At 69.8% G+C, this 13454-nt stretch carries 12 protein-coding genes; 6 read left to right on the forward strand and 6 right to left on the reverse strand.

Annotated features, from left to right (window positions below; translation table 11 throughout):
• Positions 1-164: 164 nt before the first annotated feature.
• The 4 genes from ML01_RS04620 to ML01_RS04635 all read right to left on the reverse strand — a co-directional run bounded on the left by ML01_RS04620 (position 165) and on the right by ML01_RS04635 (position 4333).
• Positions 165-1106 carry a Uma2 family endonuclease gene (locus ML01_RS04620; protein ID WP_058554230.1) on the reverse strand — a complete coding sequence of 314 codons (942 nt, stop codon included), beginning with the start codon at positions 1104-1106 and terminating at the stop codon, positions 165-167.
• A gap of 338 nt (positions 1107-1444) precedes the next feature.
• Positions 1445-2281: a Uma2 family endonuclease gene (locus ML01_RS04625; protein ID WP_058554231.1), complete on the reverse strand. Its 837-nt coding sequence runs from the start codon at positions 2279-2281 to the stop codon at positions 1445-1447.
• 338 nt (positions 2282-2619) lie between these two features.
• On the reverse strand, positions 2620-3519 hold the full coding sequence (locus tag ML01_RS04630; RefSeq protein WP_058554232.1) for a Uma2 family endonuclease: 900 nt from the start codon (positions 3517-3519) through the stop codon (positions 2620-2622).
• 367 nt (positions 3520-3886) lie between these two features.
• Positions 3887-4333, reverse strand: coding sequence for a YcgN family cysteine cluster protein (locus tag ML01_RS04635; RefSeq protein WP_058554233.1), 447 nt, complete (start codon positions 4331-4333; stop codon positions 3887-3889).
• 88 nt (positions 4334-4421) lie between these two features.
• On the opposite strand from ML01_RS04635, the gene ML01_RS04640 reads away from it, so the two are divergent.
• The 5 genes from ML01_RS04640 (at position 4422) to ML01_RS04660 (ending at position 8233) form a co-directional block, all read left to right on the forward strand.
• Positions 4422-4958 carry a methylated-DNA--[protein]-cysteine S-methyltransferase gene (locus tag ML01_RS04640; RefSeq protein WP_082673953.1) on the forward strand — a complete coding sequence of 179 codons (537 nt, stop codon included), beginning with the start codon at positions 4422-4424 and terminating at the stop codon, positions 4956-4958.
• A complete protein-coding gene (gene xerD, locus ML01_RS04645) occupies positions 4955-5884 on the forward strand; it encodes a site-specific tyrosine recombinase XerD (RefSeq protein WP_058554234.1) in 930 nt (309 codons plus the stop codon). The genes ML01_RS04640 and xerD overlap by 4 nt, the downstream gene beginning before the upstream one ends.
• A 143-nt stretch (positions 5885-6027) precedes the next feature.
• Positions 6028-6510: a YajQ family cyclic di-GMP-binding protein gene (locus ML01_RS04650; protein ID WP_058554235.1), complete on the forward strand. Its 483-nt coding sequence runs from the start codon at positions 6028-6030 to the stop codon at positions 6508-6510.
• Between the two features lie 118 nt (positions 6511-6628).
• Positions 6629-7354, forward strand: a complete 726-nt coding sequence (locus ML01_RS04655) for a DsbC family protein (RefSeq protein ID WP_058554236.1) — start codon at positions 6629-6631, stop codon at positions 7352-7354.
• A 39-nt stretch (positions 7355-7393) separates the two neighbouring features.
• Positions 7394-8233: a PP2C family serine/threonine-protein phosphatase gene (locus ML01_RS04660; RefSeq protein ID WP_082673954.1), complete on the forward strand. Its 840-nt coding sequence runs from the start codon at positions 7394-7396 to the stop codon at positions 8231-8233.
• A 24-nt stretch (positions 8234-8257) separates the two neighbouring features.
• On the opposite strand, the gene mutS is transcribed toward ML01_RS04660, so the two are convergent.
• On the reverse strand, positions 8258-10858 hold the full coding sequence (gene mutS / locus ML01_RS04665) for a DNA mismatch repair protein MutS (protein WP_058554237.1): 2601 nt from the start codon (positions 10856-10858) through the stop codon (positions 8258-8260).
• Between the two features lie 192 nt (positions 10859-11050).
• On the opposite strand from mutS, the gene ML01_RS04670 reads away from it, so the two are divergent.
• Entirely contained in the window at positions 11051-11620 is a 570-nt protein-coding gene (locus ML01_RS04670) for a hypothetical protein (protein ID WP_058554238.1), read from the forward strand.
• Positions 11621-11766: 146 nt separating this feature from the next.
• On the opposite strand, the gene ML01_RS04675 is transcribed toward ML01_RS04670, so the two are convergent.
• A complete protein-coding gene (locus ML01_RS04675) occupies positions 11767-13338 on the reverse strand; it encodes a fused MFS/spermidine synthase (protein ID WP_156427555.1) in 1572 nt (523 codons plus the stop codon).
• Positions 13339-13454 lie beyond the last annotated feature (116 nt).

Consider the following 13454-nt stretch of genomic DNA (forward strand, 5'->3'; position numbering starts at 1 on the left):
TGCAAGTGAAGCGTGCTCAGCGTTGGCCCTCGTGACACCGCTCCAGCGGTGTCACGCGTCTGCGGGCGCTCCGCGCCCCGCTCGTCCAAAGCGCGCACGCAGCAGGCGTCGGGCAAGCGCCACAGCGGGCGTGCCGGCAGCGCGGCGACGCTCGCGATCGTCGCTTACTGTTTGGATGCGGCGATTTGCGCGCGCAACCGTGCAAGCTCCGTTTCCGCCTGCTGGCGCGCGGCGGCCTCGGTCTCGGCGCGCTCGGTCGCGAGCTCGGCGCGTGCGGCCTCGGTCTCGGCGCGCTCAGTCGCGACCTCGGCGCGCTCTGTCGCAAGCTCGGCGCGTGCGGCCTCGGTCTCGGCGCGCACGGTCGCGAGCTCGGCGCGCTGCTCGGCCGCGGTCCAGCCGGGCAGGACGAAGCCGGCATAGACCGGGTCGGCGCGCAGACTGTCCCAGTCCGGCTGCGCGCAGAGGTCGCGTTGGCGGAACTGGAAGCCGGGCAGCACCCGCGAGCGGACGATGCCGTCGGTGATGGGCAGCGGCACGTAGAGGCCGGAGGCATCCAGGCTGTAGAAGGCCTGGTGCTCGTCGCGATGGGAGAGGATGTAGTACTCGGGCACGCCGCCGCCGGCGTATTCGCCGTGCTTGGTGACGGTGTCGCGGCGAATGTCCCGCTGGCGCAGGTCGGACAAGGCCTCGATGCATAAGTCGAAGACGCCCGGATAGGAGGCCATGCCGGGTCGCAAGGGCTCGGGATTGTCCCGGCGCACCACACCCAAGTCCGGCCGGCGGATGACGGTCTTCTCAGCCAGCGCCAGGCGAAAGCCCATGTCCAGCACCACCCAGTCGGCGATGGGATGCACCCGCAGAAAGTGCTCCAGCAGACCCATGAGCCACTTGTAGACGGCGATGGTGTCCCAGCTCGACACGGGCTTCTCCTCCAGCCGGCCGTTGTTCCATTCGTAGCAGATGTCCGCGGCGTGGTAGTACTCCGCCCAATAGTCCGCCTCCGACACGCGGCGGCCGTCCTCGGAGCGGGGCTCAATGGCGTCGTCGGGGGCGGGATAGGCCTTGGTGCGGACCGGCGCGGGCTCGGTCGCTGCGCTGTGGGTCATGACGGCAGAAAAAAGGCTGGAAACTGTGCCAAAGAGCCTAGCACAGGCGCCGAATCATGGCTTCGGCTTGCGAGTAGTAGCGGGAGCGCCCGCACGCCGGGCTGGCGGACTCAGCGCGCATCGTCTTGCCAAAAGGCCCGGTACCCGAAGGATGAGGCCGCGTCCGCCTAGAGTCGGCCATTCCCCGTGAACGCGACTCGGCCGATCCGCGGCACGGCGCCGACCGCTCAAGCCCCGACCTCGGACAGAGCATCACCGACCACCGAAAATGGCCGCAACGAGCGTGACCCTGGAGCCCGCGGGAGCACCGGCAGCGCGGCGACGCCACCGATCGGCGCTTATTGTTTCGAGTCGGCGATCTGCGCGCGCAGCCGGGCAAGCTCCGCTTCGGCCTGTCGGCGCGCGGCGGCCTCGGTCTCCGCGCGCACGGTCGCGAGCTCGGCGCGCTGCTCGGCCGCGGTCCAGCCGGGCAGCACGAAGCCGGCATAGACCGGGTCGGCGCGCAGGCTGTCCCAGTCCGGCTGCGCGCAGAGGTCGCGTTGGCGGAACTGGAAGCCGGGCAGCACCCGCGAGCGGATGATGCCGTCGGTTGCCGGCAGCGGCACGTAGAGGCCGGAGGCATCCAGGCTGTAGAAGGCCTGGTGCTCGTCGCGATGGGAGAGGATGTAGTACTCGGGCACGCCGCCGCCGGCGTATTCGCCGTGCTTGGTGACGGTGTCGCGGCGAATGTCCCGCTGGCGCAGGTCGGACAAGGCCTCGATGCATAAGTCGAAGACGCCTGGATAGGAGGCCATGCCGGAGCGCAAGGGCTCGGGATTGTCCCGGCGCACCACACCCAAGTCCGGCCGGCGGATGACGGTCTTCTCAGCCAGCGCCAGGCGAAAGCCCATGTCCAGCACCACCCAGTCGGCGATGGGATGCACCCTCAGGAAGTGCTCCAACAGGCCCATGAGCCATTTGTAGACCGCGATGGTGTCCCAGCTCGACACGGGCTTCTCCTCCAGCCGGCCATTGTTCCATTCGTAGCAGATGTCCGCGGCGTGGTAGTACTCCGCCCAATAGTCCGCCTCCGACACGCGGCGGCCGTCCTCGGAGCGGGGCTCAATGGCGTCGTCGGGGGCGGGATAGGCCTTGGTGCGGACCGGCGCGGGCTCGGTCGCTGCGCTGTGGGTCATGACGGCAGAAAAAAGGCTGGAAACTGTGCCAAAGAGCCTAGCACAGGCGCCGAATCATGGCTTCGGCTTGCGAGTAGTAGCGGGAGCGCCCGCACGCCGGGCTGGCGGACTCAGCGCGCATCGTCTTGCCAAAAGGCCCGGTACCCGAAGGATGAGGCCGCGTCCGCCTAGAGTCGGCCATTCCCCGTGAACGCGACTCGGCCGATCCGCGGCACGGCGCCGACCGCTCAAGCCCCGACCTCGGACAGAGCATCACCGACCACCGAAAACGGCCGCAACGAGCGTGACCCTGGAGCCCGCGGGAGCACCGGCAGCGCGGCGACGCCACCGATCGGCGCTTATTGTTTCGAGTCGGCGATCTGCGCGCGCAGCCGGGCAAGCTCCGCTTCGGCTTGCCGGCGCGCGGCGGCCTCGGTCTCCGCGCGCACGGTCGCGAGCTCGGCGCGCTCTGTCGCGAGCTCGGCGCGTGCGGCCTCGGTCTCGGCGCGCACGGTCGCGAGCTCGGCGCGCTGCTCGGCCGCGGTCCAGCCGGGCAGCACGAAGCCGGCATAGACCGGGTCGGCGCGCAGGCTGTCCCAGTCCGGCTGCGCGCAGAGGTCGCTTTGGCGGAACTGGAAGCCGGGCAGCACCCGCGAGCGGATGATGCCGTCGGTGATGGGCAGCGGCACGTAGCGGCCGGAGGCATCCAGGCTGTAGAAGGCCTGGTGCTCGTCGCGGTGGGAGAGGATGTAATACTCGGGCACGCCGCCGCCGGCGTATTCGCCGTGCTTGGTGACGGTGTCGCGGCGAATGTCCCGCTGGCGCCGGTCGGACAAGGCCTCGATGCAGAGGTCAAACACGCCCGGATAGGAGGCCATGCCGGGTCGCAAGGGCTCGGGATTGTCCCGGCGCACCACACCCAAGTCCGGCCGGCGGATGACGGTCTTCTCAGCCAGCGCCAGGCGAAAGCCCATGTCCAGCACCACCCAGTCGGCGATGGGGTGGACCTTAAGAAAGTGCTCCAACAGGCCCATGAGCCATTTGTAGACCGCGATGGTGTCCCAGCTCGACACGGGCTTCTCCTCCAGCCGGCCATTGTTCCATTCGTAGCAGATGTCCGCGGCGTGGTAGTACTCGGCCCAGTAGTCCGCCTCCGACACGCGGCGGCCGTCCTCGGAACGGGGCTCAATGGCGTCGTCGGGGGCGGGATAGGCCTGGGTGCGGACCGGCGCGGGCTCGGTCGCTGCGCTGTGGGTCATGGCAATGCGAAAGCTGAAGGCTGTGGCGAAAAGCCTAGCACAGACATCCCGCTGCGGCAGCTCAGAGAGTGCCGGAAGCAGGTCCCGCCAATCGGTTCAGCGCCGCGCAGACATTAGGCCCTCGCTATCGAAATCGCTATCGCTATCGCTATCGAAATCGCTATCGAAATCGGTATCGACATCGAAAATCGACGGTGAGCGACATCGCACGTGTACGTCGCTTGAGCCTGTTGGGGTTAAGGCAAGCATTCCGATTCCGATTCCGATTCCGATTTCGATGCCGCTGATGGTCCGGCCGTCCAGGCGTCGCCGACCGCGTTGCGGACGTTGCTGCCGGGGGCAGGCGTTTGGGGCGCCTGCGGCTTGTTCAGACCACCCAATCAACCAGATGCATGAGCGGGTCCTCGACCCGGGTCTCGCAGACGACGCGCCCGCGGACACTGGCGCCGGCGCGGTGCACGGCTTCCGGGTTGCCACTGACGAGGTAATGCCAGCGCGGCAGCGGGCGTCCCTCGGCGAGGCGGCGATAGGCGCAGGTCTCCGGAAGCCAGGCGGGTTCTTCCAGGTGCGCCGGCGTCAACGTGATGCAGTCGGCGACCTCGGCGGCGCGGTTGGCGTAGTCCGTGCAGCGGCAGGCGTTGCCGTCCAGCAGCCGGCAGGCGACGTTGGTGTAGTGCATCGCGCCGGTGTCCTCGTCCTCGTACTTGTTGAGGCAGCACTTGCCGCAGCCGTCGCAGAGGGATTCCCACTGCTCGGCGGTCATGTCGGCAAGCCGGGTCGTCTCCCAGAAGGGACCGGGCTTCGGCTCAGGCATCGCGGCGGGCTCCCGAGCCCGGGGCTCGCTTGGGTTACACTCGCGCCGAGTATAACGAGCATGCCGGAGCCTGACTGCCGGAGCGATCATGCCTTTTGATCCGTCCGTGCCTTCCCCCGCGAGCATCCGCGCAGCCGCGTCGCCTGGGCTGCTGCGCTGGGCCCTGCCGACGCCCATTGGTCGCATCGGGCTTTGCTGGCGTCCCGGCGCAGCAGGTAGCGACGGCGTGCTCACCCGGGTCGAGCTCGCCGCCGACGGGCTTGATGCACCGGTACCGCCGGCGCATGTGGCGGCCGCCTTCGCGGCCTACTTCGACGACGCCGATCAGGCCGTCGGGCTCCCTGTCGCGCTCGCCGGCACGCCGTTTCAGCAGCGCGTGTGGCGCGCCATCGCCGCGATCCCGTCCGGCAGGACCCGCACCTACGGCGAGCTGGCGGACGCGCTCGGCTCCGCCCCCCGCGCCGTGGGCGGTGCCTGTCGGGCCAACCCGTGCCCACTGGTGGTGCCCTGCCACCGCGTGGTGGGCCGGCGCGGACTCGGCGGCTTCGCTGGCGATACCGACGGCCGGCTCCTGGCCATCAAGACCTGGCTGCTCCGCCACGAGCAGGCGCTGCCCGCGGCATGAGCGCGCGGTCTGCCGCTGCCGGGTGCGATGAGGCGCCGGACCTGGATCTGGTGGAGGGCTTCACCGACGCTCTGTGGCTGGAGCGCGGGCTCTCCGCCAACACCCTGGCCGCCTATCGCTCGGACCTGACGGCCTTCCTGCGCTGGCTCGCCGCCGAGCGCGGGCGCGGGGCCTGCGCCACCGAGCGCCTGGATGTGCTCGACTACCTCGCCGTGCTGTCGCAGCAGGGCCGCAAGCCCAGGTCCACGGCCCGGCTCCTGTCTTGCCTGCGGCAGTTCTACGGCCACTTGCTCAGGGTCGGTCAGATCAGCGAGGACCCCTCCGCGCGGGTCGCGGCGCCGCGGCTCGGCCGGCCCCTGCCGAAGACGCTGAGCGAGCGCGAGGTGGAGTTGCTGCTCGGGGCGCCGGATACCGAGGACCCGCGCGGCCACCGCGACCGCACCATGCTGGAGGTGCTCTACGCCAGCGGGCTCCGGGTCAGCGAGCTGGTGACCTTGCGCCCCCAGGCGGTCAACCTGAACCAGGGCGTCGTGCGCATCACCGGCAAGGGCGACAAGGAGCGCCTGGTGCCCCTAGGCGAGGAGGCGACGGGCTGGCTCGACGCCTACCAGCGCGGCACCCGCGCCGTCATCCTGGGCGTGCGCCGCAGCGAGTACCTGTTTCCGACGTCGCGCAGCGACTGCATGACCCGGCAGGCCTTCTGGCTCCTGATCAAGCGCTATGCCGTGGAGGCGGGCATCCTGAAGCCGCTGTCGCCGCACACGCTGCGTCATGCCTTCGCGACCCATCTGCTGAACCACGGCGCGGACCTGCGCGTGGTGCAGATGCTGCTCGGGCACAGCGACCTGTCGACGACGCAGATCTACACCCACGTGGCGCGCGAGCGCCTGAAACAGCTCCACGCGCGCCACCATCCGCGCGGCTGAGCGGCAACGGGGCGGCTACGATTGTCGACACGGAGCGTTCGGATGCTGGAAGTTTCCCCGCCGTTCCTCTATCTTCGCCGTCTTTGCCGGTAGGTTAAGGGGCCGCTTATCGACCCGCCTGCCTGCCCCGAGCGGTCTGCCCTATGCCATCTTTCGATGTTACCGCCGAGTGCGATCTGCAAGAGGTCCGCAATGCCGTGGACCAGGCCAACCGTGAAATCGACACCCGCTTCGATTTCAAGGGCATCGACGCCAAGTTCGAGCTCACCGATGGCAAGATCCTGATGCGCGGCGAGCAGGAGTTCCACCTGCAGCAGATGCAGGACATCCTGCGCCAGAAGCTGGTCAAGCGAAAGGTGGACCTCGCGGCACTGGACGTCGGTGAGCCGGTCAGCACGTTGAATCAAGCGCGCCAGGAAATCGGTCTTAAGCAGGGGATCGACGCGGACACCGCCCGGCGCATGGTCAAGGCACTCAAGGCCAGCAAGATCAAGGTGCAGGCCCAGGTGCAGGGCGAAGAGCTGCGCGTCAGCGGCAAAAAGCGCGACGACCTGCAGCAGGCCATTGCACTGCTGCGCGCCGAAGACTGGGAGCTGCCGCTCGCGTTCACCAATTTCCGGGACTAACCCGCCGGCGCGCTGGCGTCCCGACGCATACCAGTTGACGCATACCAGTTGACGCATACCAGTTGACGCATACCAGTTGACGCATACCAGTTGACGATACCATCACCGAGGTTTCAGCATGATCAAGCGTTTCGTCCAGGTCGGCCTTGCCACGCTGGTGCTCGCGGCCTTCGCCGCCGGTGCCGACGAGGCCGCCAATATCCGCGCCGCCCTGGCCAAGGTGTTGCCCGACTACAAGCCCACCAGCGTCAAGGCGACGCCGATGAAGGGCCTCTACGAGGTGGAGATCGGTCCGCAGGTGATGTTCGTCACCGGCGACGGCCGCTATCTCATCGACGGCGCCATCGTTGATCTCAAGACCCGCGAGAACATCGCCGAGAGCGCCCAGTCGCGGGCGCGGCTGCGCGCCGTCGATCAGATCGGCGAAGACAACATGATCGTCTTCAACGCGCCATCGTCGCAGCACACCGTCACCGTGTTCACCGACATCGACTGCGGCTACTGCCGCAAGCTGCACGAGCAGATGGATGGCTATGCCGACGAGGGCATCAGCGTGCGCTACCTGTTCTATCCGCGCACCGGCGCCGACACGCCGTCCTTCGACAAGGCCGTGTCGGTCTGGTGTGCGGACGACCGCCAGGAGGCCATGACCCGTGCCAAGGCCGGCGCCCAGTTGCCGAAGAAGAGCTGCACCAACCCGGTGACCAAGCACATGGAGCTCGGCGAGATGATGGGCATTCGCGGCACGCCGGCCATCATCCTCGACAACGGCGAGATGGTGCCCGGTTACGTGGAGCCGAAGCGCCTCGCCACACTGCTCGACCAGAGCCGCGCCAACAACTGACGCCGCACCGGACCCCCGAAGGGAATGGAGAAGCCCGTGATGACAAGGCCGCCGCTGGAGTTTGCGTGGCGCAGCGATCGGGGCCGGGTGCGCAGGCGCAACGAAGACGCCGTGGTCTGCCTGCCGGAGGTGCGCGTCGTCGTCGTCGCCGACGGCATCGGTGGTGCCAGCGCCGGCGACGTCGCCAGCGACACCGCCGTGCGCATCATCAGCGAGCGCTTCCAGCGCCAGCCGCCGGCGCTCGACGAGCCGCGGCGCGCCCAACTGCTCGCCGAGGCCGCCGTCAACGAGGCCAATGTCGCCATCGTCGACCTCGCACGGCACCGCGAGGGCTGCGCCGGCATGGGCACCACCGTGGTCATGGGCTACTTCGGCGACGACTGGCTGCTCTGCGCCCATATCGGCGACTCGCGGCTCTATCGCCTGCGCGATGGCAAGCTCAGGCAGCTCACGAGTGACCATTCCTTCATCCAAGAAGTTGTTGACCAGGGCTTCTTCCCGTCGCTTGAGGAGGCTCGCGAGTACGGCATCAACGAGAACGTGCTGACCCGCGCGGTCGGCTCCGCGCCCTATGTGGTCGCGACCACCGCGGTCGAGGACCTCGCCGTGGGCGACATTTATCTCTTTTGTACCGATGGGCTAAGCGGCATGGTCTCGGACTCGGAGCTGGAGATGCTCTTGCGCGCGGCCAAAGGCGGCCTCGGCGTCGTCGCCGACGCGCTGGTGCACTTCGCCCTCGACAACGGCGGCAGCGACAACATCACGCTGGCCCTGGTGCGCGTGAACAGCGTGGAGCGCTGCCGGAAGCCGGACACTGCCGCCGGCGACGAGGACGAGTCCTTCCTCAGCGACGGCGACGGCGACGGCGACGGCGACTGAGGCCGCAGGCCGCAGGCCGCCGGCTCACAGCATCCGCTTGAGGCGACACAGCGCTGCCAGCGCATCCTGGGGCGTCAGCGCGTCCGGGTTCAGCGCCTCCAGCGCATGCAGCGCCGGGTGCGGTGCCGGCGGCGCGAACAGGCTGAGCTGCCTTGGGCCGCCGGTCTCGGCGGTGGCGGGTTGGGCAGCGGCCTCTTCTTCCAGCGCGCGCAGGCGTTCTCGTGCCCGCGCGATGACCCCCGCCGGCACGCCGGCGAGCGCCGCCACCTGCAGGCCGTAGCTCTGGTTTGCCGGCCCCTCGCGCACGCTGTGCATGAACACGATGCGATCGTTGTGCTCCACGGCGTCCAGGTGCAAGTTCGCGATGCCGGCATGCTCCTGCGGCAGCGCCGTGAGCTCGAAGTAGTGGGTCGCGAACAGCGTCAGCGCCCGCACGCGGGTGGCCAGCTCCACGCCGCAGGCCCAGGCCAGAGACAGCCCATCGAAGGTGCTGGTGCCGCGGCCGACCTCGTCCATCAGCACCAGGCTGCGGTCGGTGGCGTTGTGCAGAATGTTCGCGGTCTCTTCCATTTCGACCATGAACGTGGACCGGCCGCCCGCCAGGTCATCCGCCGCGCCGATGCGCGAGAAGATCCGATCCACGGGTCCGATGCGCGCCGCCGCCGCCGGCACGAAGCTGCCGGCGTAGGCCATCAGCACGATCAGCGCGGTCTGGCGCATGAACGTGGACTTGCCGCCCATGTTCGGCCCGGTGATCACCAGCATGCGCCGCCCGTCGTCGAGCCGCACCGGGTTCGGGATGAAGGGCTCGGCACCGCCGAGCACGCGTTCCACCACCGGGTGGCGGCCGTCGGCGATGTCGATGACGATGTCGTCTGTCAGCGTCGGCCGGCGCCAGTCCAGCATCGCCGCGCGCTCGGCGAGCCCCGCCAGCACGTCCAGCGTCGCGAGCGCCCGGGCGAGCCGCTGCAAGCCGTCGATGGACTTCCCGAGCGTCCCGAGCAGCGCGTCGTAGAGCGACTTCTCCAGCGCCAGCGCCCGCTCGCGGGCGGAGAGCACCTGATCCTCGAAGCGCTTGAGCTCCGGCGTAATGTAGCGCTCGGCGCCCTTGAGCGTCTGCCGGCGCTGATAGTCCGTCGGCACCTTGTCCGCGTGGGCGCGGCCGAGCTCAATGTAGTAGCCGTGCACGCGGTTGTAGCCGACCTTGAGCGCCGCGATGCCGGTGCGCTCGCGCTCGCGCCGTTCCAGCTCCAGCAGGAACTTGTCCCCGTGCTCGGCCAGGTCGCGCAGCTCGTCCAGCTCCGCATCGAAGCCCGCCGCGAGCACGCCGCCGTCGCGGATCAGCACCGGCGGCGTCTCCACCAGCGCGCGGGTCAGCAGGTCGCGCGTGTCCGGGTGCTCGCCCAGGTCGGCGTCCAGCGCGGCGAGCAGGTCCGGTGCGGGCACGTCATCCTTTGACGCGAGGCACGCGTGCAGCGCCGGCAGCCGTGCCAGGGCATCGCGCAGCGCCGCTAAGTCCCGTGGCCTTGCGGTGGCGATGGCGATGCGCCCGACGATGCGCTCCAGGTCGGCAATGGCGGCCAGCTCCTCGCGCAGCGCGGCGCGGGAGCCCGCCAGCGCGCCCCCCGGCAGGAGCGCTTCGATGCTGTCGTGGCGTCGGCCGACCTCGCGGGCGTTGCGCAGCGGGCGGCCGATCCAGCGCCGCAAGAGCCGCGCGCCCATGGCCGTGCGGGTGGCGTCCATCACGCTGGCGAGGGTGTGGGCGTCGCCTGGCTCGCCGTCCGCGCGCAGGGGGGCGAGCAGCTCCAGGTTGCGCCGCGTCGCCGCGTCCAGGATCAGCGCGTCGTCGCGGCGCTCCGTGCTCAAGCCGCGCAGATGCGGCAGCTCGCAGCGCTGGGTGTCGCGGACGTATTGCAGCAGGCAGCCCGCCGCGCCGACGGCGAGCGCGAGCCCGGTGCAGCCGAAGCCCGCCAGGTCCCGGGTGCCGAACTGCCGGCACAGCAGCCGCTCGGCGCTGTCGGCATCGAACAGCCAGGGCTGGCGGCGGGCGATGCTCGCCGGCAGCCGGCCGCCGGTGCCGAGCCGCTCCGGCAGGCGGCTGTCGTCCGCGAGCAGCAGCTCGGCCGGCCGCAGGCGCTCCAGCTCCGCCGCCAGCGCCGCAACCCCGTCCAGTTCCAGCACCGCGAAGCGCCCGGCGGCGAGCTCCAACGCCGCGATGCCGAAGCGCGGCGCCGCCGCCGTGCCGCCCTCGGCGACGGCGCAGAGCAGGCTCTCGCGGCGATCGTCGAGCAGCGCCTCGTCGGTGAGCGTGCCGGGCGTGACCACGCGCACCACCTTGCGCTCCACCGGCCCCTTGCTCTTGGCCGGGTCGCCCTGCTGCTCGCAGATGGCCACGGACACGCCGGCGCGGACCAGCTTCGCCAGATAGCCCTCGACCGCATGGTAGGGCACGCCCGCCATCGGGATCGGCTGCCCGGCCGACTGGCCGCGCTTGGTCAGCGTGATGTCGAGCAGCGCCGCGGCGCGCTCGGCGTCGTGGAAGAACAGCTCGTAGAAGTCCCCCATGCGATAGAACAGCAGCATGTCCGGGTGCTCCGCCTTGATGCGCAGGTACTGCTGCATCATTGGGGTGTGCTGGGTTTGCGTGGACGGGGCGGGCGCGGAGTCGGGCATTGGAGTACGGAGTGGGAAGTACGGGGGGAAGTACGGAGTACGGAGTACGGGGGGCCGTGTGCGAAGGGCGAATTGCGGGGTGCGACCGTGCTGTCGCCGCTCGCCGCTCGCAGGGCACTACGGAGCGGCTACAATGCGCGGACTATGCGTTTCAAGCTACCCCCCACCTACAAACTGCTGCTCGCGCTCGCGGTGGTCATCGGGCCCTTCTACTGGCTGATGTTCACGGAGGACGGCCGTCGGCGCAGCGACCTGGTCATTTTGCACATCCTCGGCAAGCCGAGCTTCAACATTGCGCTGGACCGGCTCACCGGTGCCACGACACATGCCGCCATCAAGGAGCAGTTCCCGAAGGTGGACTTCGCGTGCCAGGCGCGCACAAGCGCCCTGGGCGAGGAGGTCTGCGCCGCCGAGATCGCGTCCTTCAACGGCCTGCCGGCGCGCCAGGCGCGGCTCTTCTATGGCGGCGGCCGGCTCACGGCGGTGCGGCTCGATTATCGCCGCCATTACCACCGGCTGCTGGCCGCATCGCTTGCCAATGGTTTCGGCGAGCCGAGCGTGGAGGCGGGCGGCACGACGCAGCGCTGGCGCATCGACGGCGGCACCATCGTGCTGCCGGCCGAGCGCCCTGCCACGGACGACGAAGCCGCGTTGATGTGGCTGTCGCCGGTGCTCACGGGCGACCCGCAGCGCGGCAGGGCCGCAGACGGATAAGGGCGGGGAGCATTCCGGGAGGGCCAAGGGCCGAGGGGCAACGGAGCCCTCCTCGGCCCTCGATTCACTCGCCGCAACGAGCGGGTTGCCGAACACGGCGCCCCCGCGCCTGTGGCTCTGCCTTTTCACGGTTTGATGAGCACCTTTCAGCCGTCCTTGCCGAGCAGCAGCCCGGCGATGAGCCGCTCCACGGGGGCATAGTCGTCGGTCAAGAGCGGGATCTCGGTGGGCGGGGTGCCGAAGTCCAGGATGTCTTCGGTCATGCGGCTCCAGGCGCGGCGGAAGCCCCGGCGGGCCGGCACGGTTTCCGGCAGCCGCGGGCCGTTCGTTGCGCTGATGATGAAGGTGACGCGCGGGGCATCCGGGACGCGGTCCATCCAGATGTCCACGTGGCGGAACTGGGTCGCAAGCGTCTTCGCGATGGCCTTGATGAGCCGCGGGTCCGGGAAGGTATCCACGACGTTCATCAGATAGAGGCCGTCCGCTGCGAGCCGGCTGCGGACCAATGCCGCAAACTCGGCGGTGACGAGGTGGAATGGGATCGCGACATCGTGGAAGACGTCGCCGACGATGACGTCGAACCGGCCCTCGGTTGCTGCCAGGGCAACGCGGGCGTCGCGGTGCAGGATGGTCAGGCCGGCGGGCTCCAGGCCCAGCGATTCCGCCGCCGTCAGCGTCACGAGCGGGTCCAGCTCGGCGACGGTGATGCGGGACCCCGGGCTTAATGCTGCGACGGCCCGCGGCTGGCTGTAGGCGCCGCCGCCGGCGAAGAACCAGCGGAGCCCGTCGTCGTAGGCGCCTTGAAAATGCGTGTAGGCCAGCTCGTCCAGCCCATGCACGTAGGGCGCAATGAGCAGGTCCGGCTCGGCGAGGTGGTTGATGCCGTGCAGCAAATGATCCAGCACCAGCCCGCGGGCGGTGCCGGGCGCGGCGACCGCGGGCTGCTCCACGACGCGGATGCAGAAGTACGCGCTCTCACGGTCGCAGGTGCTTCTGAGCCCGCCCGACAGCGCCGCGAGCGCCCCTGCGCCGAGCACGGCCGCGAGCAGCAGCACCCGCGCGGGCCGCGTCGCCGGGCGCAGAAAGGGCAGGGCGAGGCCGAGCAGCGCGAGCCCCGTCCCGAGCACCACGACGCGGGTGCCGAAGCTCTGCACCAACCACCAACCCGCGGCGAAGGTGCCGGCTATGCTGCCGATGGCGGCCAGCGCGTGCATGCGCCCCACCACGTGCCCGGCGCGCGGGTCGAGCTTGAGCGCGAGCGTCGTCAAGAGCGGCGTGACCACGCCGATGAGCGCCGCCGGCACCAAGAACAGCACCGCCGCCAACGTGAAGCTCGCCGCGAGCAGCGTGAGCCCCTGCTGTTGCACCGCGGCGCCGAGCGGCCCGAGCAGCGCCAGGCTCGCGAGGCAGTAGAGCCCGCCCGCCGCCAGTACCCAGCCGACGCTCCGCCCGGTCGCGCCGTTGTCGGCCCAGACGCCGCCGAGCCAGTTGCCGAGCGAGAGCCCCGCGAGGATCACGCCGATGATGGATGTCCAGGTGTACAACGACACGCCGACGTAAGGTGCCACCAGGCGCCCCGCGACGATCTCCAGCACCAGCAGCAGCGCGGAGCTCAGGAACACCGTCGCGCCATAGCCCGCGAGCAGGCGCCTATTCGGCCGCGCATCGGGGCCAGGTGCCGGGGCCGTCGGCAAAGGGCTTTGGGGATTGTCTAACATCGGCTTACATTCGGTTTGGCGATGCCACGGCGCGTGCTTTACGCACAATGCGTGTGGCCGCAGCGGAGCAGAATAGGAAGGGGCTAGGGGCTAGGGGCTAGGGGCTAGGGGCTAGG

Origin of the sequence: Thiohalocapsa sp. ML1, assembly GCF_001469165.1 — a bacterium.
In the GTDB taxonomy this organism is placed as follows: domain Bacteria; phylum Pseudomonadota; class Gammaproteobacteria; order Chromatiales; family Chromatiaceae; genus Thiohalocapsa.